Annotated in this window: 17 protein-coding genes; 8 read left to right on the top strand and 9 right to left on the bottom strand. The window is 67.8% G+C overall.

The genetic code is table 11. The features are described 5' to 3' along the window. Positions 1–92: 92 nt before the first annotated feature. From C1932_RS09070 to C1932_RS09055, 4 genes are all read right to left on the bottom strand, one after another. On the bottom strand, positions 93–776 hold the full coding sequence (locus C1932_RS09070; RefSeq protein WP_234412377.1) for a 4-hydroxy-tetrahydrodipicolinate reductase: 684 nt from the start codon (positions 774–776) through the stop codon (positions 93–95). Between the two features lie 149 nt (positions 777–925). Continuing rightward, complete coding sequence (locus C1932_RS09065; protein ID WP_108761897.1) at positions 926–1,171, bottom strand: DUF6587 family protein; 246 nt, start codon at positions 1,169–1,171, stop codon at positions 926–928. Then, positions 1,171–3,033, bottom strand: a complete 1,863-nt coding sequence (gene feoB / locus C1932_RS09060; protein WP_108761896.1) for a ferrous iron transport protein B — start codon at positions 3,031–3,033, stop codon at positions 1,171–1,173. The genes C1932_RS09065 and feoB overlap by 1 nt, the downstream gene beginning before the upstream one ends. Then, entirely contained in the window at positions 3,030–3,284 is a 255-nt protein-coding gene (locus tag C1932_RS09055; RefSeq protein ID WP_108761895.1) for a FeoA family protein, read from the bottom strand. Before C1932_RS09055 ends, feoB begins: the two co-directional genes overlap by 4 nt. A gap of 119 nt (positions 3,285–3,403) precedes the next feature. Between C1932_RS09055 and C1932_RS09050 the strand changes: the two genes are divergently transcribed. The 5 genes from C1932_RS09050 (at position 3,404) to yeiP (ending at position 9,356) form a co-directional block, all read left to right on the top strand. After that, positions 3,404–4,192 (top strand): enoyl-CoA hydratase/isomerase family protein, encoded by a 789-nt coding sequence (locus C1932_RS09050; protein ID WP_108761894.1) that lies wholly within the window; start codon positions 3,404–3,406, stop codon positions 4,190–4,192. Positions 4,193–4,376: 184 nt separating this feature from the next. Next, on the top strand, positions 4,377–5,270 hold the full coding sequence (locus C1932_RS09045; RefSeq protein WP_108761893.1) for a hydroxymethylglutaryl-CoA lyase: 894 nt from the start codon (positions 4,377–4,379) through the stop codon (positions 5,268–5,270). Next, the gene (locus tag C1932_RS09040; RefSeq protein WP_108761892.1) at positions 5,267–7,840 is read left to right on the top strand and encodes an EAL domain-containing protein; all 2,574 of its coding nucleotides are present in this window, start codon (positions 5,267–5,269) and stop codon (positions 7,838–7,840) included. Before C1932_RS09045 ends, C1932_RS09040 begins: the two co-directional genes overlap by 4 nt. 128 nt (positions 7,841–7,968) lie before the next feature. Next, on the top strand, positions 7,969–8,739 hold the full coding sequence (locus tag C1932_RS09035; RefSeq protein ID WP_108763405.1) for an SDR family NAD(P)-dependent oxidoreductase: 771 nt from the start codon (positions 7,969–7,971) through the stop codon (positions 8,737–8,739). A 50-nt stretch (positions 8,740–8,789) separates the two neighbouring features. Then, positions 8,790–9,356, top strand: a complete 567-nt coding sequence (yeiP, locus tag C1932_RS09030) for an elongation factor P-like protein YeiP (RefSeq protein WP_108749488.1) — start codon at positions 8,790–8,792, stop codon at positions 9,354–9,356. Positions 9,357–9,487: 131 nt separating this feature from the next. On the opposite strand, the gene C1932_RS09025 is transcribed toward yeiP, so the two are convergent. From C1932_RS09025 to C1932_RS09010, 4 genes are all read right to left on the bottom strand, one after another. Continuing rightward, on the bottom strand, positions 9,488–9,928 hold the full coding sequence (locus tag C1932_RS09025; RefSeq protein ID WP_108761891.1) for a hypothetical protein: 441 nt from the start codon (positions 9,926–9,928) through the stop codon (positions 9,488–9,490). Positions 9,929–10,021: 93 nt separating this feature from the next. Further along, the gene (locus C1932_RS09020; protein ID WP_108761890.1) at positions 10,022–11,851 is read right to left on the bottom strand and encodes a DUF4105 domain-containing protein; all 1,830 of its coding nucleotides are present in this window, start codon (positions 11,849–11,851) and stop codon (positions 10,022–10,024) included. 10 nt (positions 11,852–11,861) lie between these two features. Then, positions 11,862–12,161 (bottom strand): DUF2388 domain-containing protein, encoded by a 300-nt coding sequence (locus C1932_RS09015; RefSeq protein ID WP_108756073.1) that lies wholly within the window; start codon positions 12,159–12,161, stop codon positions 11,862–11,864. Between the two features lie 61 nt (positions 12,162–12,222). Continuing rightward, the gene (locus tag C1932_RS09010) at positions 12,223–13,611 is read right to left on the bottom strand and encodes an FAD-binding oxidoreductase (protein WP_108761889.1); all 1,389 of its coding nucleotides are present in this window, start codon (positions 13,609–13,611) and stop codon (positions 12,223–12,225) included. Between the two features lie 171 nt (positions 13,612–13,782). Between C1932_RS09010 and serA the strand changes: the two genes are divergently transcribed. Further along, positions 13,783–15,024: a phosphoglycerate dehydrogenase gene (serA, locus tag C1932_RS09005; protein ID WP_108761888.1), complete on the top strand. Its 1,242-nt coding sequence runs from the start codon at positions 13,783–13,785 to the stop codon at positions 15,022–15,024. Between the two features lie 70 nt (positions 15,025–15,094). Here the strand turns inward: serA and C1932_RS09000 are convergent, their stop codons facing one another. After that, positions 15,095–15,709, bottom strand: a complete 615-nt coding sequence (locus C1932_RS09000; protein ID WP_108761887.1) for an NUDIX hydrolase — start codon at positions 15,707–15,709, stop codon at positions 15,095–15,097. A gap of 133 nt (positions 15,710–15,842) precedes the next feature. Here C1932_RS09000 and C1932_RS08995 point away from each other — a divergent pair, with 133 nt between their 5' ends. Together C1932_RS08995 and C1932_RS08990 are read left to right on the top strand one after the other, a co-directional pair. Further along, positions 15,843–17,318: an amino acid permease gene (locus C1932_RS08995; RefSeq protein ID WP_108749481.1), complete on the top strand. Its 1,476-nt coding sequence runs from the start codon at positions 15,843–15,845 to the stop codon at positions 17,316–17,318. An 82-nt stretch (positions 17,319–17,400) separates the two neighbouring features. Continuing rightward, on the top strand, positions 17,401–18,828 hold the full coding sequence (locus C1932_RS08990; protein WP_108752963.1) for an amino acid permease: 1,428 nt from the start codon (positions 17,401–17,403) through the stop codon (positions 18,826–18,828). The last annotated feature ends 860 nt before the right edge of the window (positions 18,829–19,688 follow it).

Genomic DNA, 19,688 nt, shown 5'->3' with positions numbered 1-19,688 from the left:
CGATTGCGTATTCATTTCAATCCGGCGGCGTATGTGGGCCGGAGACGGGGTCAGCGCCCTTTCCGTTGGAAAGGGATCCGACCCCGCCCGGTTCAGGCCCGCGGGGCGTCCAGCAGGTCGCGCACGCGGTAGCTGCCTGGCGCCCGGCCCTGCAGCTGGCGGGCGGCAAACAGCGCGCCGCGGGCGAAGATGTCGCGGTTGGTGGCACGGTGCACCAGTTCGATGCGCTCGCCCAGGCCGGCGAACTGCACCAGGTGCTCGCCGACGATGTCGCCGGCACGCAGGCTGGCGTAATGCGGCTGCGCCCCGCCCCGCTGCGCGGCCGCGCCCAGGGTCAGCGCCGTGCCCGAGGGCGCGTCCTTCTTCTGCGTGTGGTGGGATTCGACGATGTCGCAGTCCCAGCCGGCCAGCGCCTGCCCTGCCCGCTCCACCAGCTCGTCCAGCACCGCTACGCCCAGGCTGAAATTGGAGGCCCAGACCAGTGGAATCTGGGTGGCCGCAGCGTCAAGCGCCTGCCGCTGCGCGCTGGAAATGCCGGTGGTGCCCGACACCAGCCCGGCCCCGCGCTGCACGCACAGCGCCAGCATGGCGTCGAAGCCTTCCGGCAGGCTGAAATCAATGGCCACATCGAAGGCAGGCGCACCAGCCAGCTCACTGGCGGCGAAGAACGGCACGCCATCCACCACCCGCTGCGCCGGTGCGCGACCGGTGACGGCGGCAACGATCTGCAGCGTTTCAGGATGTTCGGCTGCCAAGCGCAACAAGGCCTGGCCCATGCGCCCGGAAGCGCCATGAATGAGCAATCTCAAGGGGGTCTGGTTCATGCAGGAAGGCTAGCGGCAGCGCCCCGACCCGTCCAGTAGATCCACGCCACGCGTGGATGCATTTCGAAATGCGTGCGAACAGCAGTCGAGCAAGCTCGACTCTACCGCTTCGTGGGGCCGCAGCTGTCGCAGCCGCCACAGGCACCACCGCCACCGCTGGCCGGCGGCGCGATCTTCCGCCCCAGCGCCTGCATCCAGCCCGGGCGTCCCGGCTTCAGCAACGCCAGCGCCACGCGGCCGCGCAGCTTGCGCGCCGCGCCCGGGAACTGCTTCTCCAGCACCACCCACGCACTGACCAGCACGGCCAGCGCGATGATGAGGTACTGGATCAGCAGCCCGGCGGCCATCAGCCGCCCCCCAGCGCCACGGTCACCTGGTAGGTGATCAGCGCCGCTACGTAGGCCGCAGCGAACAGGTACACGGTGGCAAAGCCCATCTGCTTCCACGAATTGGTTTCGCGCTTGATGGTGGCCAGGGTGGAAATGCACATGGGCGCATAGATGAACCACACCAGCAGCGACAGGCCGGTGGCCAGCGACCAGCCGTCGCTCAGCAGCGGGGTCAGTGCCTGCGCCGCGGCATCGTCATCGGCGGCCGACAGCGCATACACGGTGGCCAGCGATGACACCGCCACTTCGCGTGCGGCCATGCCCGGGATCAGCGCGATGCAGATCTGCCAGTTGAAGCCCAGCGGCGAGAAGATCGCCGTCATCGCATGGCCGATCTGCCCGGCGAAGCTGTAATCGATGGCCGGCATGGTCGCCCCTTCCGGCGCGCCGGGGAACGACAGCAGGAACCACAGCAGCACGGTCAGGGCCAGGATGATGCCGCCCACGCGCTTGAGGAAGATCATGCCGCGCTCGTACAGGCCCACGGCCAGGTCGCGCGGGTGCGGAATGCGGTAGGAAGGCAGTTCCAGCAGCAGCGGATGCTCGCTCTTGTCGCGGCGCCACTTCTTCATCACCCACGACATCACCAGCGCGCTTAGGATGCCGGCCACGTACAGGCCGAACAGCACCAGGCCCTGCTGGTTGAAGATGCCGACCTTGCCCTCGGGGATGAAGGCGCCGATCAGCAACGCGTACACCGGCAGACGCGCCGAGCAGGTCATCAGCGGCGCCACCAGGATGGTGGCCAGGCGGTCACGCGGATCCTGGATGCTGCGCGTGGCCATGATGCCGGGCACGGCGCAGGCGAAGCTGGACAGCAGCGGGATGAACGAGCGCCCCGACAGGCCGGCGGCGGCCATCATGCGGTCCAGCAGGAACGCTGCGCGCGGCAGGTAGCCCGACTCTTCCAGGGCCAGGATGAAGGCGAACAGGATCAGGATCTGCGGCAGGAACACCACCACCCCGCCCACGCCGGCAATGATGCCGTCGGTCAGCAGGCTGGTCAGCGGCCCGGCCGGCAGCGCGCCGGCGGCCAGCTCGCCCAGCCAGGCGAACCCGGCTTCAATGCCATCCATGAGTGGGGTCGCCCAGGCAAACACCGCCTGGAAGATCAGGAACATCACCACCACCAGGGTGGCCAGCCCGAACACCGGGTGCAGCAGCCAGCGGTCCAGGGTGTCATCGATTTTCGCGGTGCGCGCGGGCATGCGCACGGTCGCCGACAGGATCTGGCGCACCTTTTCGTGGTAATCGATGCCGCCTTCCACGCCGGTCAGCGGCGCATCCAGGTGCGGCACCATGGCATCCAGCCGCTCGACCAGCGCGCGCGCGCCCTGCTTGCGCACCGCCACGGTTTCCACCACCGGCACGCCGATCTCGCGCTCCAGCGCGGCCACATCGACCTGGATGCCACGACGCTGCGCGGCATCGACCATGTTCAGCGCGATCACCATCGGCTTGCCCAGCTCGCGCAGTTCCAGCGCGAAGCGCAGGTGCAGGCGCAGGTTGGTGGCGTCGATCACGCACAGCAGCACGTCCGGCGCGGCCTCGCCCGGGTAGAAACCCCGGCACAGGTCGCGGGTGATCGCCTCGTCCAGGCTGGCCGGCTGCAGGCTGTAGGCGCCGGGCAGGTCGAGCACGGCGAACTCGCGGCCGGACGGCGCGCGCAGGCGGCCCTCCTTCCTCTCGACGGTGACGCCGGTGTAGTTGGCCACCTTCTGCCGGCTGCCGGTCAGCTGGTTGAACAGCGCGGTCTTGCCGCTGTTGGGGTTACCGACCAGCGCAATGCGCAGCGGCGTGGCGGAGGCGTTGCTGGTCATGCACGGCTTTCCTGGCGGGCGGCATCGATCACGACGCGCTTGGCTTCAGAGATACGCAGGGCGAAACGGGTGAAGCCGACCTGCACCAGCAGCGGCTCGCCCCCCACAGGGCCCTTGGCCACCAGACGCACTTCCTCGCCCTTGACGAAGCCCAGCTCGCGCAAGCGGCGGGCAATGGCATCGTTGGCGTGCAGGTCCTGCACGGAATCGACCACGGCCGGGGTGTGCAGGGACAGTTCGGACAGCGTCATCTAGCGCATTCTCTGCTGGATGTAAATGGTTCTCGATTCTAACATTCCCGCGTCGCGTCATGGCCCATGACCAATGGCCCGCTATGATCCATACAGGTATGAAGTGACCCTGGATTCCCATGAACGATGCTTTGCAGATCGAGCGCACTGGCGCCACCCTGACCCTCTGGCTGAACCGGCCGACCCTGCACAACGCCTTCGACGCCGGGCTGATCGCACAGCTGACCACGGCGCTGGAGGAAGCGGGCCGCGATGACGGGGTACGGGTGGTGGTGCTGGCCGGCCATGGCGCTTCGTTCTCGGCCGGTGCCGACCTGCAGTGGATGCGCGGCATGGCCGCGGCCAGCGAAGCGGAAAACCGCGACGATGCGCTGGCCCTGGCACGGCTGATGCGCACCCTGGACGAGCTGCCCAAGCCGACCCTGGCGCGGGTGCACGGCGCCGCCTTCGGTGGCGGGGTGGGCCTAGTGGCCTGCTGCGATATCGCCCTGGCCAGCACCAGCGCCCGCTTCGGCCTGACCGAAAGCCGGCTGGGCCTTCTGCCGGCGGTCATTTCGCCCTACGTGATCCAGGCCATCGGCGCCCGCCAGGCGCGGCGCTGGTTCGCCACCGGCGAGCACTTCGACGCCGACACCGCCCTGCGCATCGGCCTGGTCCACCAGCTGGTGGAACCGGACCGCCTGAACGACGCCCTGCAGCGCCAGTTGGCCCTGCTGGACAAGGCCGGCCCGATCGCCGCGGCGTCGGCCAAGCAACTGGTCCGCCAGGTCTGCGAGAGCCGCGACCGCGACCGCCTGGACCATGACAATGCCAGCCTGATCGCCCGCCTGCGGGTATCGGCCGAAGGCCAGGAGGGCTTGGGCGCCTTCCTGGACAAACGTGCGCCACACTGGGTCACCGAAGCCTGAGCTGTTTCCTGCACGCTACCCACACCGCGTGGCCGGTCATATGGGCGGCCTGCGTATCCCCTCTGGCAGCCGGAACAACCGGCTGCCCCGTTTCCCCAGGACCCGACGTGATCCGATTCCCGCTGCCCTGCCCCATTGCTGCCGATGACACCAGCCCTGCACTGGGCACTGTCGGGGCACGCGCATGAACGATTTCGTACGCATCGTCGAAGTCGGCCCGCGCGACGGACTGCAGAACGAACAGCAGGCCGTGTCCACCGCCGACAAGATCGCCCTGATCGATCGCCTGTCGGCCACCGGCCTGCGCACCATCGAAGCCACCAGCTTCGTCAGCCCGCGCTGGGTACCGCAGCTGGCCGATGCGACCGAGGTCTTCACCGGCATCAGCCGCCGCCCCGGCGTGGCCTACCCGGTGCTAGTGCCCAACGAGCAGGGCTATGACCGTGCCGTGGCGGCGGGCGCGCAGGAAGTGGCGGTCTTCACCGCCGCATCGGAAACATTCAACCGCAAGAACACCAATGCCGGCATCGACGAATCGCTGGCCCGCTTCCAGCCGATCCTGCGCCGCGCCCAGATCGACGGCGTGCGCGTGCGCGGCTATGTGTCCACAGTGCTCGGCTGCCCCTACCAGGGCGAGGTGCCGCTGGCCGACGTGGTGTGGGTGGCCCGCGCACTGCACCGCATGGGCTGCTACGAAATCTCGCTGGGCGACACCATCGGCGTCGGCACCCCGCACAAGGCCCGCGCCATGCTGCAGGCGGTAGCCGCCGAAATTCCCATGTCCGCGCTGGCCGTGCACTTCCACGACACCTATGGCCAGGCCATCGCCAACATCGCCACCTGCCTGGAAGAAGGCGTGCGCGTGGTCGACAGCGCGGTGTCCGGCGCCGGCGGCTGCCCCTATGCCAAGGGTGCCAGCGGCAACGTGGCCAGCGAAGACGTGGTCTACCTGCTGCGCGGCCTGGGCCTGGAAAGCGGGGTGGATCTGGATGCCCTGGCCGCCACCGGCCGCTGGCTGGCCGGGCTGCTGGGCCGCACCACTGCCAGCCGCACCGGCCAGGCATTGGCGGCCACATGACCGCCCGCGGCCCGCGCGACCGTCCGGCCCTCGGCGAACCATCCGCCGCAACCGACGTCGCCCTGGCCGCACTGGACAGCGCGCTGGCCGCCACCCCGCCGCCCGCGCAGGCCGCACTGCTGAAACAGGCCCGCCAGGCCCTGCTGGACGAGCGCCAGCGCGCCCAGGACCATCAATCGCGCTACACCGCCCTGTTCGACGCGGTGCCCGACCCGGTCAGCATCCTTAGTGCCGAAGGCGTGGTGCTGGATGTGAACCGGGCCGGCATCCAGGCCTATGACCGCCCGCGCGACGCAATCGTCGGCCAGCCCATCGAACTGCTGAACCCGGACCTGCCCAGCGACCATCTGGAGCCGGTCTGGGAGGCATTGAACCGCGGTGACACCTACGTCATCGAAGTGACCAACATGCGCGGTGATGGCAGCCGCTTCCCGGTGGAAGTGCACTCGGCCGGCTTCAGCGACCGTGGCGAGCGCTGCATCGTGGCGGTGGCGCGCGACCTCAGTGGTCGCTGGCGCGCCGAATCGCGCTACCGGCTGCTGATGGAATCGATCGACAAGGGCGTGATCCTGTTTGATCGCAACCTCAACGCCCTGTCGGCCAACCCGGCCGCGCACCGCATCCTGGGCCTGGCCGGCGATGGCACCGGCCTGCATTCGCTGCTGGACCCCGAAGCGTGGATCGTGGTGGACGAACACGGCCAGCCACTGCCGGCGGCGATGTGGCCGACCAACCGCTGCTTCCAGGCCGGGCGGGTGATCCGCAGCACCGTGATCGGCCTGTACCACCGCCCGCGCGGGCGCATGTTGTGGCTGTCGTGCACCAACGTACCGGTGTTCAGCAGTGGCTGCGACGAGGCCGGGCATGTGTATGCGATGTTCAGCGACATCACCGAACTGAAGCGCAACAGCCTGCTGTTCTCACGCGCGCAGTCGCTGGCCCATATCGGCGGCTGGGAATGGGACCGCGGCCTGCAGCGCCTGTACCTGACCGACGAGGCGCGCCACATCGTCGGCCAGCCCAATGACGTGCAGGACATGCCCGACCTGCTGGACTGCCTGCGCAGCGATGACCGTGCGGCCCTGCAGCAGGCGCTGGCCGACACCATCGAGCACCGCAGCAGCTTCGGGCTGGAGCTGCAGGGGCAGCGCCGCGATGGCCATTCGTTCTGGATCCGCATGATCGGCGAGGTCTCTACCGGCGATGTCGATGCCGCTCGCATCGCCGGCACCCTGCAGGACATCACCGAGCGCAAGCAGGCCGAGGAAACCCTGCGCGTGCAGGCACGCACCGATCCGCTGACCGGCATCATGAACCGCGATGCGGTACTGAGCGACCTGGATGTGCGCATGGCCAGCCCCGGCCACGACCGGGTGGCGGTGCTGTACATCGACCTGGACCGCTTCAAGGTGGTCAACGACCTGCTGGGCCACAACGCCGGCGACGAGCTGCTGATCGAAGCCACCCAGCGCATCGCCCGTGCGATCGGCACCGAGGGCCTGCTGGCGCGGTTTGGTGGCGACGAATTCCTGGTCATCTGCGATCTGCGCGACCAGCCCGACCAGGCCGAACAACTGGCCGAGCGCATCATCACCGCCTTTGTGCCGCCCTTCCAGCTGGGCAGCGACGAGTTCCCGGTGACGGCCAGCATCGGCATTGCCTGCGCTCCGCAGGATGGCGACCGGCCGCAGCAGCTCATCCAGAATGCCGACACCGCCATGTACGAGTGCAAGCGCCGCACCCGCAACGGCTGGCAGGTGTTTTCGCAGGAACTGGCCGAGCGCCAGAACGACCGCCTGCAGATCGAAAGCCGCCTGCACAAGGCGCTGGATGGCGATGAGTTCCGCCTGGTCTACCAGCCGCAGGTGAACCTGCGCACCGGCGCCACCATTGGCTGCGAGGCGCTGATGCGCTGGCAGAACAGCCAGCTGGGGGAAATGCGCCCGGACCTGTTCATCCGCCATGCCGAACACACCGGCGACATCGTGCGCATCGGCCACTGGGCCCTGCGCGAGGCCTGCCGCCAGGTGCGGCAGTGGCGCGACGACGGCGTGGGCGTGTTGCGGGTGGCGGTGAACGTGTCCTACCGCCAGTTCACCGGCGACGACCTGGCGCGCAACGTGCGCAGCCTGCTGGACGAATTCGAACTGCCCGGCACCGCGCTGGAGCTGGAATTCACCGAGCGGGTGCTGATCGAGGATGCGCCCGACACCCTGCGCACCTTCGCCCGCCTGCGCGAGATGGGGGTGATGCTGACCATCGACGATTTTGGCGAAGGCTACAGCGCACTGAACTACCTGCGCCGGTTGCCGATCCATGGCCTCAAGCTCAGCCAGCTGTTCGTGGAAGGCATTCCACGCAACCGCTCGGACGTGGCGGTATGCGAGGCGGTCTGCGCGATCGCCCGCAGCTTGGGCCTTGGCGTGGTGGCCGAAGGCGTGGAAAACGAGGCCCAGCGCCAGTGCCTGCTCGACCTGGGGGTGACCGTCGGCCAGGGCTTCCTGTTCGCCCACGGGCTGGAGCCCAGCGAGTTCGAGCGCCACCTGGCCCGCGCATCGGCGGCTTTGTAGCGTCGAGCTTGCTCGACGGATGTTCCCGCAGCGCCGCCCGGCCACCGCCCGCCTTTGCAGCACCGCACAACAGCGCACGCCGCACCTTCCGTTAGAATCGGCGGTTCTTGAACCTGCAGGACCGTGCAATGCAGCTGTCTTCCGTACGTGCCGTGATCACTGGCGGCGTTTCCGGCCTGGGCCTGGCCGTGGCCGAACACCTGGTGGCCCACGGTGGCAAGGTCGCCCTGTTCGATCTGAACGACGATAAGGGCGCCGCCGCGGTCGCCGCGCTGGGCGCCGACAAGGCCCGCTACTTCAACGTCAATGTCAGCGATGAAGCGGCCGTGGCCGCCGCCATCGACCAGGCACATGACTTCCTGGCCGGGCTGAACCTGGCCATGAACTGCGCCGGCATCCTCGGGGCCGGCCGTGTGCTGGGCAAAGAAGCGCCGATGCCGCTGGCCAACTTCCAGGGCACGGTGATGGTCAACCTGGTGGGCAGCTTCAACGTGGCCAAGGCCGCCGCCAACCGCATGCAGCACAACCCGGCCGGCGATGACGGCGAACGCGGCCTGATCATCAACACTGCCAGCGTGGCCGCCTACGAAGGCCAGATCGGCCAGGCCGCCTACTCGGCCAGCAAGGGCGGCGTGGTCGCCATGACCCTGCCGATGGCCCGCGAACTGTCGCGCTTCGGCATCCGAGTGAACACCATCGCCCCCGGCGTGTTCTGGACGCCCATGGTGGACGGCATGCCCGAGGCCGTGCAGCAGTCGCTGGCCGCTTCGATCCCGTTCCCCTCGCGCCTGGGCAAGCCAGAAGACTTCGCCAGCCTGGTCGGCCACATCATCGGCAACACCTACCTCAACGGCGAGACCATCCGCCTGGACGGCGCTACCCGCCTCGCTCCGAAGTGATTCCCCCCGGGCGCCGGGATGGCGCCCTCCCCCAACCGACCTAGAACACCATGAAAGCCAACGACATCAAGAAGGGCAACGTCGTCGAGTACAACAACGGCGTGTACCAGATCCGCGACATCGAACGCAGCTCGCCGCAGGGCCGCGGCGGCAACGTGCGCTTCCGTTTCATCATGTACAGCGTGCCGGGCGGCAACAAGCTCGATGCCAGCTTCGATGCCGATGACAACCTGGTCGAAGTGGAACTGCTGCGCCGCCAGTCCACCTATTCGTACAAGGATGGCGATGCCTTCGTGTTCCTGGATGACGAGGATTACACCCCGTACACCCTGGATGCCGATGTGATCGGCGACGACGCCGGCTACATCACCGATGGCCTGAACGGCATCTACGTGCAGGTGATCGACGAACTGCCGGTGGCGATCCAGCTGCCGCAGAACGTGACCTTGGAAGTGGTGGAAACCCCACCGGAACTGAAGGGCGGCACCGCCACCAAGCGCCCGAAGCCGGCCAAGCTGAACACCGGCTTGGAAATCATGGTGCCGGAATACATCAGCAACGGTGAGCGCGTGCTGGTGAACACCACCACCGGCGAATTCGCCGGCCGCGCCGACTGAGCGCCCTGCGCCGGGCATGGCCCGGCGCTACCGCCGATCGTTGCGCCGGGCATGGCCGCGCGGCACCGCTTTTCGTAGCGGCGAGCTTGCTCGACTTCGCGTGCGGTAGAAGCCGTCGAGCAAGCACGACGTTACGGGGCGGGCGAGGCGAAGCGGCCGCAGCCGTGATACTGCCGGGTGCCCACGGTCAGCATCGCCGTGGCCTCGAGATCCTGCCCGCTCATGTCGTCTTGGCAGGGCGTGCGCTGGAAGCTGAGCTTGATATCGGTGCCGTCGGCAGCCTTGCCCACCCAGCCATCGGCACCTTCGGTCGGCGCCGGCACCTGGAAACGACGCTGGCCGTAATCCACTTCAACCTGCAGACCCGGCGCCGGTCCGCCGACAACGGCCAACCAGCCCGGCTCATTGCCGGTCGCGCGGAAAACAGGCTCGCTGCCCGCAGTCGTGCCCGATGCGGGCGCTTCCGGGGATGCACTGGCTTCCGGAGATGCACTGGAGGTGGGGCGCGCGGGCTGGCAGGCGGCCAGCACGGCGGAGAGGGAGACGGCCATCAAGGCGGAAACTGCACGCATGGCGTGGCTCCTTGTCGCAACTGCAGGAACCCTGACCCTACCACTGCGCTGTAAACGGGCACTGAAACCGGGTCCTGCGAACTGACGCACGGTTCAGGCAGGGTCGCCCGCAGGCGCGGCCTGCTCGCGCAGCCGCGTGGACAGCACGGCCAGGTTGGCATCGATCGCATCCATCTGCTGGCGCTGCTTCGGCGGCAGCTGCGGGCGCAGCTGCAGGCGCAGCGCCTGCCAGGCCGGCACCGATTGCGCACTGGCCTGCGCGACCTCGCGTGCCAGCGCGGCCTGTTCGTCGTCAAGCGGCAGACCATAGCCTCCCCCCGGCAGCAACGCTCCCGGACGCAGCCACTGCCCACTCTGCTGCAGCAGGCTGCGCAGGTCCGCGGTGGCCGCACTGTCAGGTGCCGCCAGCAGACGTCGCTTCAGCACGTCGCGCGCGCGCAGTTCGGCCCGGCGCTGCGCCGCTTGTTCCAGCAACAGCAGGGCGGCGGTGGCGCGCATGTCGCCACGCTGCAGCCAGTGCCCACGCTGTTCCGGCGCCAGCTTCAACCAGCCCGACACCGTGTCTGCCGGCAGATCGAGCTGCGTGGCCGCCACCGCGAACAACTGCTGGTAATGGTCGCGTGCGGATGCAAAGTAATAGCCCTGCGCCTGTGCCGACGCGCGGTCGGCCAGTACCGTTTCATCCAGCGCCTGCAAGCGCACCAGGCGCTTGCGCAGGCCACGCGGCGTCAGCTGCGCCAGGCCCGCCTGGCCCAGGCGTGGCACGCCCGACTGCAGCAGCTTTGCGGTTTCCACCGCACAGTTGTTGCTGACGAAGAAATAGCGGCCGTCGTAGCTCCAGTGCACCTGCGCGGTCCGCTCCAGCAGACTGGCGATCTCGTCGCGGTCCAGGTGCAGCGGCAGTGACTGCAGGCCGCGCAGCTCCACCTTGGTGTACTCCTCCACTACCTGCTGCAACGGCAGCACGAACAGACGCGAAGGGTAACCGCCGGTCAGCCCGCGCCAGTTGGAAATCTGCACATCCCCCACGAACGCGCGGAACGACAGCACGCGGTGGTAGGCCAGATCCAGACGGCAATCGGGGCCAAGCGCGCGGCCCGGGCGACAGATCACCAGGCGCAGCATGCTGTGGCCCCAGCGGCTCATCGGCTGCGCACTGCCCTCGGCAAACAGATAGTCCACCGCGTACACCCGCGCCGGGTCCAGGCGCAGCAGCGAGGCCGCGCCTTCTTCGTCGTCGGCCTGCATCAGTGGCAGCTGCACCGGGCACTGCGGCTCGGGCAGCGATGGCGGCACGCCGAAGTGGGCGCGATACCACTGCGCCAGCGCCGGGCGTCGGCAGCCGTAGTCTGCGTCCAGCACGAAGTATTCGGCGTTCACCGCCAGGTACTCGGCCGCGCTGTGGCGCTCGTAGGCATCCGGGCTGCGATCGGTGAACGCGTTGCCACCCCGCCCCAGGTGCCAGGGCCGCCGCTGCCAGCCGGCCAGGTCACGCCAACGCGCGCCGCGTGACCATTGCCCGTCTGTGCGATCGGCCACGTGCACCAGCTCGTGCACCAGCGCACTGCGCCGCGCGCGGCGTGCGCCCGGCGCACTGACATCCAGCAGCGCGCGGCGCAGCGCGATGCCGCCGGCAAATGCACGGCCATGCACGTGCGACGGCAGGTCGGTACGCCAGCCCACCTGCACCTGCTCTGGCAGTGCCTGCAGCAGGCCGGCGGGCAGCAAGGCCTGCACATCGTCCAGGGTCTGCTGCGCGGTGTGCTGTTGCGCGGCGGTCAGCCCGGCCGGGTCGAGTTGCAGGCGGTCGGCGGCCTGCGCGGCCGGCGCCGCCAGCCATGCCATCACGGCAATCCCGACCGCTCCCGCAGCGCGCCACAGTAGCGCCGGGCCATGCCCGGCGACGCTGGTGGCCGAGCTCATTGCGCCCGCATCAACGGGCCAGCAGTGCCCGCGCCAGTTCCAGATCGCTCTGCTGCTGCGCACCGGCATCCTGCTCGCGCAGGTGCACCAGCGCCGCCTGCAGGCGCGCACCACGGATCTGGCCATCGGTGGCCACGAAGGCCGCCGCATCATCACGCGCGGCCAGCACCACCTTGTCATCACCGGAACTGCTGCCGGACGAACCGGACGAGGCGCCAGTGGCCGAACCGGCCGAGGTGCCGGCGAAGCTGGAAGCGAAGCCGGCCAGCGGCAGGGACAGCAGGGCAAGCATCAGCGCGGATCGGATCATGGTGTGCGGTTCGCAGTGGGAATGGGTGAAGCGTAACGGCATCGTGAAGAAGATGTGCGACTCAGACGTCGAACAGCTTGCCGGGATTCAGCCGTGCTTCCGGATCGAAGGCGCGCTTGACCGCCTTCATCAGCGCGATCTCGGCCGGGCCACGGGTGCTGTCCAGGTAGCCCTTCTTGACCAGGCCAATGCCGTGCTCGGCGGAAATGCTGCCATCGAAGCGGGCCAGCACCTGCGCCAGCAGCTTGGTCACGTGCTCGCACTGCGTTACGAAATCGGCATCGCTGGTGTCATCGGGCTTGAGCACGTTGATATGCAGGTTGCCATCGCCGATATGGCCGAACCAGACCACGTCGAAATGCGGGTAGGCCTGGCCGATCAGCCCCTGGGTTTCGGCCAGGAACGCCGGCATGGCCGAAATGCGCACCGACACATCGTTCTTGTACGGCTTGTAGCGCGCCAGCGCTTCAGTGATGCCCTCGCGCAAGCGCCATAGCTGGGCCGCTTGGGCATCGCTGGCACTGATCACGCCGTCGCTGACCCAGCCATTGCCCATGCAGTCCTCGAAGGCCGCCATCGCCGCGGCTTCCTGCGCCTCGTCATTGGCCGCGAACTCGGTCACCACGTAGTACGGGTGTACTTCGTCAAACGGTGCCTGCGCCCCGTGCGCCAGCACGTGTTCCAGCGCCCGGTCGGTGAAGAATTCAAACGCCTGCAGCTGCAGGCGCGCGCGGAACGCGGCGAACACCTGCATCAGCACGTCGAAGCTGGGCACCGCCAGCAGCATCACGTTGCTGGCCGGCGGCGGGTCGGTCAGCTTCACGGTGGCTTCCACGATCACGCCCAGCGTGCCTTCCGAACCGATCAGCAGCTGGCGGAAGTCATAACCGCTGGAGTTCTTGATCAGGCCCTTGTTGAGCTCCAGCAGCTCGCCGCTGGCGGTCACCACCTTCAGGCCGGCGATCCACTCGCGGGTGTTGCCGTAACGGATCACGCGGATGCCGCCGGCATTGGTGGCGATGTTGCCGCCGATCGAGCACGAACCGCGCGCGGCAAAATCCACGGGGTAGATCAGGCCGTGTTCCAGCGCGGCGTTGTGCAGCGCTTCCAGCGGCATGCCGGCCTGCACCACCAGGGTACGGTCCACGGCATCGTAGGCCAGCGCCTTGTTCATGCGTTCCAGGCTGAGTACCAGCTCGCCGTTGGCCGCCACCGCGCCGCCGGACAGCCCCGTGCGGCCACCGGAGGGCACCACGGCCACGCCTTCGGCCGCGCTCCAGCGCATCACCGCCTGCACCTCCTCCACCGTTGCCGGCAGGGCGATGGCCAGCGGTGCCGGGATCCAGCGCCGGGTCCAGTCGCGGCCGTAATGCTCCAGGTCGGCAGGCTCGGTCTTCAGCTTCAGGCCAGGACAGGCCTGCTGCAGCGAGGCGATGCGGGAATCGGTCATGTCGGTCCAGCGCGGTGCGTGAAGAACGGGCAAGCGTGCCAGCGGTGCGGGCGGGCGTCCAGTCCCGTCGGCACGCGGCGATAGGTTCGAATGCAACCATTTCCGCACTGCACCATGGCGGCGGCGATCTGGCATAGTGGGCGGCCCCTGTCCCACTGGCCGTGCCGTCCCATGTCGCCGAAGAAGACCTCGTTCCCCAAGCAGGATATCCGCGTGCTGTTGCTGGAGGGGGTCAGCCAGACCGCCGTGGAGGTGTTCACCGCCGCCGGCTACAGCCAGATCGAGGCCCACAGCAAGGCCCTGCCCGAAGACGAACTGAAGGCGCGCATCGCCGAGGCGCACATCGTCGGCATCCGCTCGCGCACCCAGCTCAGCGCCGAGGTGCTGGCCGAGGCCAAGCGCCTGATCGCGGTGGGCTGCTTCTGCATCGGCACCAACCAGGTGGACCTGGAAGCGGCCGAGCTGGCCGGCATCCCGGTGTTCAACGCCCCCTATTCCAATACCCGCAGCGTGGCCGAACTGGTGATTGCCGAGGCGATCATGCTGACCCGCGGCATTCCGCAGAAGAACGCCGAATGCCACCGCGGCGGCTGGTCGAAGTCGGCCAGCGGCAGCCACGAGGTGCGCGGCAAGACCCTGGGCATCATCGGCTACGGCCATATCGGCACCCAGGTGGGCGTGCTGGCCGAATCGCTGGGCATGCAGGTGATCTTCCACGATGTGGAAACCAAGCTGGCGCTGGGCAATGCCCGCGCCGCGGCCAGCTTGGATGACCTGCTGGCGCGCGCCGACATCATCACCCTGCACGTGCCGGAAACCGCGTCCACGCAGTGGATGATCGGCAGCACCGAACTGGCAAAGATGCGCAAGGGCGCACACGTGATCAATGCCGCACGCGGCACCGTGGTCGATATCGATGCGCTGGATGCCGCCCTGGCCAGCGGCCACATTGGTGGCGCAGCGCTGGACGTATTCCCGGTCGAGCCGAAGGGCAACGGCGATATCTTCGAATCGCCCCTCACCCGCCACGACAACGTGATCCTGACCCCGCACGTGGGCGGCAGTACGCTGGAAGCGCAGGACAACATCGGCGTGGAAGTGGCGGCCAAGCTGGTTCGCTACAGCGACAACGGCAGCACCCTGTCGGCGGTCAACTTCCCGGAAGTGACCCTGCCCGAGCATGCCGACAGCCTGCGCCTGCTGCACATCCACCAGAACGTGCCGGGCGTGCTGTCCAAGGTGAACGAGATCTTCTCGCGCCACAACGTGAACATCGACGGCCAGTTCCTGCGTACCGACCCGAAGGTGGGCTACGTGGTGATCGACATCACCGCCAGCGAGGAACAGGCCGGTGCGGTGCGTGACGAGCTGGCTGCGATCCCGGGCACCCTGCGCACCCGCATTCTCTATTGACCCTGGCACCGCGTTATCCACGCATGGCGTGGATCTACCAGTTGCGCCGGGCCATGCCCGGCGGAATGCATCAACGTGCCAGCCAGCGGCGGGCCATGCGCTGCATCGATTCGTCCGATGCCGGATCTGCCGCCACCTCGACCACCGGCCGCCAGGCCAGCGCCAGCGATTCCTCGCTCAGCACGAAGGCTTCGCCGCCCAGCGCACGGATCACGAAACGCACGTCGTAGTGCCAATGCCCCGGCACCTCCTTGCGTTCGGGAATCCAGTGCTTGTCCAGGTCGAAGATGGCCGGGTCTTCCAGCACCAGGCCGGTCAGGCCCGACTCTTCCTCGCCTTCCTTCAGCGCTACTTGGGCCAAGTCGCGGTCACCATCGGCATGCCCGCCCAGCTGCAGCCAGCGCTGCAGCTTGCGGTGATGGGTCAGCAGCACGCGCTGGCCATCGGCGCTGACCAGCCAGCAGCTGGCGGTGAAATGCCCGGCCAGGCGCTCGCGACGGAACGGATCTTCCGGATTGTCCAGCAGTGTGCCGAATTCGGCAGCCAGTTCGCCGTGGGACGGCTCGCGGCCGGCATATTCCTGCAGCAGGCTGCGCAGCCGATCATCAAGCACGGCAAGGGATTGCACGGATTCGTTCATGAATGCGGGGCGGCCTGGAAAACATCGGCCATTATCGCCGTTCATTGTTGCGATTGCGCTTGTGCGGTGGCTTCAGCTTTGGCTAAGGTACAGCGGGCCGTTCGCACGGCCTTCACCATTCCAGGCCGCCGGCAACGTATCGGCAGCCCTCCCAATCCGATCATCAGGAAAGTTCTGCATGCTGAAAGCTCTGTTGAGGGTCAAGCCGGTACAACCGGCCGGGCACGTCGATGCTGGCGAACCCATCGAAGGCAGCCTGGACGGCGAAGCCACGTTGAAACGGACCCTCACGGCTAAACACCTCATCCTGCTGGGCGTAGGTGCGGTGATCGGCGCAGGTATCTTCGTGCTCACCGGCCAGGCCGCGGCCAACCACGCCGGCCCGGCGGTGATGCTGTCGTTCGTGCTGGCCGGCTTCGCCTGTGCCCTGGCGGGCCTGTGCTACGCCGAATTCGCCGCGATGATGCCGGTGTCCGGCAGCGCCTATTCCTATTCCTACGCCACCCTGGGCGAAGGCATGGCCTGGTTCATCGGCTGGTGCCTGGTGCTGGAATACCTGTTCGCCTCGGCCTCGGTGGCCGTGGGCTGGTCGGCCTACCTGATCAGCTTCATCACCACCACCCTGCACATGCCGTTCCCGGACCTGCTCAGCGCCGCGCCCATCGCCTGGACCGGCAGCGAATTCGTATCGTCGGGCAAGCTGTTCAACCTGCCGGCGGTGCTGATCGTGGCGGCCGTGTCGGGCCTGCTGTACGTGGGCGTGACCCAGTCCGCGTTCGTCAACGCGATCATCGTGGCGATCAAGGTCACCGTCATCTGCCTGTTCATCGGCATCGGCGCGGCCCATGTCGACCCGGCCAACTGGCAGCCGTTCATTCCGGAAAACACCGGCGTGCCGGGTGAGTTCGGCTGGAGTGGCATCTTCCGCGCGGCCACCATCGTGTTCTTCGCCTACATCGGCTTCGATGCGGTCTCCACCGCCGCCGGCGAAACCAAGGACCCGCAGCGCAACATGCCGATCGGCCTGCTCGGTTCGCTGGCCGTGTGCACCGTGGTCTACATCATCGTCTGTGCGGTGCTGACCGGCATGATGCCCTACCACCTGCTGGGCACCGACAAGCCGGTGGCTACCGCGCTGGAGCCCTACCCGACCCTGGCCTGGCTGAAGACCTTCGTCGAGATCGGCGCCATCGCCGGCCTGTCCTCGGTGGTGCTGGTGATGATGATGGGCCAGACCCGCATCGCCTACACGATCTCGCGCGACGGCCTGCTGCCGAAGTTCTTCGGCAAGGTGCATGCCCGCTTCCGCACGCCCTACTGGGCCACGATCGTGGTCGGCGTCATCGCCGCCGCGCTGGCCGGCCTGGTGCCGCTGAACGTGCTGGGCGAACTGGTGTCGATGGGCACCCTGCTGGCCTTCGCCACCGTCTGCATCGGCGTGCTGGTGCTGCGCTACAGCCGCCCGGAACTGCATCGCCCGTTCCGCGTGCCGGCGGTGTGGATCATCTGCCCGCTGGGTGCGGCCACCTGCCTGTTCCTGTTCTGGCAGGCGTTCGTGGTGCATTGGCACCTGTTCGTCGGCTGGACCGTGCTGGGCATGCTGATCTACCTGGGTTACGGCATGCGCAACAGCAAGCTGGCCAAGTCGCCCTGATCCCCCTACGGGCCGGCCCTGCGCCGGCCCGTCCGTTTTCCCCCGCGCCGCCTCGAACGGCGCTTCGACAAGACCGACACACATGTTCAAGCAACTGTGGGCCACCAAGCATCCGCATGCCGCCCATGAAGACGCCAACGGGCTGAGCCTGCGCCGCCACCTGGGCCCCTGGGGCCTGACCGCGTTGGGCATCGGCGCGGTGATCGGCGGCGGCATCTTCGTCATCACCGGCCAGGCCGCGGCCAACCACGCCGGCCCGGCCATCATGCTGTCGTTCGTGCTGGCCGCGATCTGCTGCGCGTTCTGCGCCCTGGCCTATGCCGAATTCGCCGCGATGGTGCCGGTGTCCGGCAGCGCCTACACCTACACGTACGCCACCTTCGGCGAGCTCTCGGCCTGGTTCATCGGCTGGATGCTGGTGCTGGAATACGGCGTGTCGGCCTCGGCGGTGGCGGTCAGCTGGACCGGCTACTTCCTCAGCTTCCTCAGCCAGTTCGACATCCATCTACCGGCCGCGCTGGTCAGCGCCCCACTGGATGCGCAGCTGCGGCCGACCGGTGCGATCGCCAACATTCCCGCCGCCATCCTGGTGCTGCTGCTCACCTGGCTGTGCTACGTGGGCATCAGCAAGTCCTCGGCGATGAACATGGCCATGGTCATCCTCAAGACCGGCCTGATCGTGCTGGTGATCGTGGTCGGCTGGAAGTACGTGGACACCAGCAACTGGACCCCGTTCATTCCGGCCAACGAAGGCCCGGGCAAGTACGGCATGGAAGGCGTGCTGCGCGGCGCGGCCATGGTCTTCTTCGCCTACATCGGCTTCGAGGCCGTGTCGGTGGCCGCGCAGGAATCGCACCGCCCGCAACGCGACATGCCGATCGGCATGATGCTGTCGCTGGTGATCTGCACCGTGCTGTACATCGCCATGGCCGCGGTCATGACCGGCCTGGTGCCGTTCCAGCTGCTGGGCACCGACGAACCGGTGGTGACCGCCGTGGCTGCGCATCCGCAGCTGGGCTGGCTGCGCTGGGTGGTGGAAGTGGGCGCCCTGATCGGCCTGGCCTCGGTGGTGCTGGTGATGGTGATCGGCCAGCCGCGCATCTTCATGATCATGGGCCGCGACGGCCTGCTGCCGCCGGTGTTCACCAAGATCCACCCGAAGTACCGCACCCCGCACATCAATACGGTCATCACCGGCATCGGCATCGCCCTGCTGGCGGCGCTGTTCCCGCTGGATATCCTGGGCGAGCTGACCTCGATGGGTACGCTGATTGCCTTCGCCGCGGTGTGTGCCGGCGTGCTGATCCTGCGCCGCACCCAGCCGGACCTGCCGCGCCCGTTCCGCATTCCGGCGGCCTGGCTGGTCTGCAGCCTGGGCGTGATCAGCTGCCTGGCACTGCTGTCGGCGATGACGCTGCACAACTGGATGCTGATGGGCGTGTGGACCGTAGTCGGCTTCGTGATCTATTTCGGCTACGGCTTCAAGCACAGCCGCCTGCGGGGCAAGTAAGGGGTTGTTTTGCTTGCAGGGCCTGCGGCCCTGCACCCCCGCTTGAAGCCAGAGCAACGGCAAGTGCGGGTGTGCTGGTTTGGCGGGGCGGGTTGGGTTCGCGGGGGACGCCGTGAATCCGTCCCTGGAGGCTTAGCCGCGCCATCCATGGCGCGGATACCCCCGCGAACCCAATCCGCCCCACCCCTGACAGTCTCCCGGCGCGTCCGGATGATCCACGGCATGCGTGGATGAACGCTGCCTGGGAAATGCTTCTGTGGTAGATCCGCGCCACGCGTGGATGAACTCTGTCCGGGAAATGCTTCTGTGGTAGATCCACGCCATGCGTGGATGAACTCTGTCCGGCAAACGATGCCCCTGTAGAGCCGAGCCATGCTCGGCTGCGAGCAAGCGCAGCGCCGCGACCCGCTTTCCGCTCTTCCTTCTTCACTCCGTGGCTGGCGCGCACGCAACCTGTCCGTGGCCGGGCGGTGTGGGTGGGCAGGACCGCAGGCGCCATGGGCCCGAGGCATGCCTCGGGCGGGTTGGGCAGGACGCCCAACCCCGGTCTTGCCGGGCGCGCAGGATTGCGCGCGCGAGCAAGGCGCCTACGAGCCTTATCTGACGGAAATCTGGCAGCGTAGGTGCCGAGAGCCGGCGTGGGCCGCCGTATGAGCCTGGATCTCGACGATCGCCATGGAGCTTGGCGCCCACGCCGGATTCTCCCTTGATCCGCCCGAACAGTTGCTGGAGCTGGACACTCGAAGCGATAAGACTGGGCAAGCGGGGGAGCTGTCGACCCTTCCAGACTATACGGAGTCGGGCAATGAACGGGATCGGGATTGATGTGAGCAAGCGCCGATTGGATATCGGTACGACAG

This window comes from Stenotrophomonas sp. YAU14D1_LEIMI4_1, from assembly GCF_003086815.1.
GTDB lineage: Bacteria > Pseudomonadota > Gammaproteobacteria > Xanthomonadales > Xanthomonadaceae > Stenotrophomonas.
The sequence above is the reverse complement of the archived record's forward strand: the minus strand, read 5'-3'. Positions and strand labels throughout refer to the sequence as shown.

What these genes read in the sequence shown, in the direction of transcription:
- C1932_RS09070 (WP_234412377.1), bottom strand. Translation starts at nt 776, where the DNA reads ATGGGCCAGGCCTTGTTGCGCTTGGCAGCCGAACATCCTGAAACGCTG.
- C1932_RS09065 (WP_108761897.1), bottom strand. Translation starts at nt 1,171, where the DNA reads ATGGCCGCCGGGCTGCTGATCCAGTACCTCATCATCGCGCTGGCCGTG.
- feoB (WP_108761896.1), bottom strand. Translation starts at nt 3,033, where the DNA reads ATGACCAGCAACGCCTCCGCCACGCCGCTGCGCATTGCGCTGGTCGGT.
- C1932_RS09055 (WP_108761895.1), bottom strand. Translation starts at nt 3,284, where the DNA reads ATGACGCTGTCCGAACTGTCCCTGCACACCCCGGCCGTGGTCGATTCC.
- C1932_RS09050 (WP_108761894.1), top strand. Translation starts at nt 3,404, where the DNA reads ATGAACGATGCTTTGCAGATCGAGCGCACTGGCGCCACCCTGACCCTC.
- C1932_RS09045 (WP_108761893.1), top strand. Translation starts at nt 4,377, where the DNA reads ATGAACGATTTCGTACGCATCGTCGAAGTCGGCCCGCGCGACGGACTG.
- C1932_RS09040 (WP_108761892.1), top strand. Translation starts at nt 5,267, where the DNA reads ATGACCGCCCGCGGCCCGCGCGACCGTCCGGCCCTCGGCGAACCATCC.
- C1932_RS09035 (WP_108763405.1), top strand. Translation starts at nt 7,969, where the DNA reads ATGCAGCTGTCTTCCGTACGTGCCGTGATCACTGGCGGCGTTTCCGGC.
- yeiP (WP_108749488.1), top strand. Translation starts at nt 8,790, where the DNA reads ATGAAAGCCAACGACATCAAGAAGGGCAACGTCGTCGAGTACAACAAC.
- C1932_RS09025 (WP_108761891.1), bottom strand. Translation starts at nt 9,928, where the DNA reads ATGCGTGCAGTTTCCGCCTTGATGGCCGTCTCCCTCTCCGCCGTGCTG.
- C1932_RS09020 (WP_108761890.1), bottom strand. Translation starts at nt 11,851, where the DNA reads ATGAGCTCGGCCACCAGCGTCGCCGGGCATGGCCCGGCGCTACTGTGG.
- C1932_RS09015 (WP_108756073.1), bottom strand. Translation starts at nt 12,161, where the DNA reads ATGATCCGATCCGCGCTGATGCTTGCCCTGCTGTCCCTGCCGCTGGCC.
- C1932_RS09010 (WP_108761889.1), bottom strand. Translation starts at nt 13,611, where the DNA reads ATGACCGATTCCCGCATCGCCTCGCTGCAGCAGGCCTGTCCTGGCCTG.
- serA (WP_108761888.1), top strand. Translation starts at nt 13,783, where the DNA reads ATGTCGCCGAAGAAGACCTCGTTCCCCAAGCAGGATATCCGCGTGCTG.
- C1932_RS09000 (WP_108761887.1), bottom strand. Translation starts at nt 15,709, where the DNA reads ATGAACGGCGATAATGGCCGATGTTTTCCAGGCCGCCCCGCATTCATG.
- C1932_RS08995 (WP_108749481.1), top strand. Translation starts at nt 15,843, where the DNA reads ATGCTGAAAGCTCTGTTGAGGGTCAAGCCGGTACAACCGGCCGGGCAC.
- C1932_RS08990 (WP_108752963.1), top strand. Translation starts at nt 17,401, where the DNA reads ATGTTCAAGCAACTGTGGGCCACCAAGCATCCGCATGCCGCCCATGAA.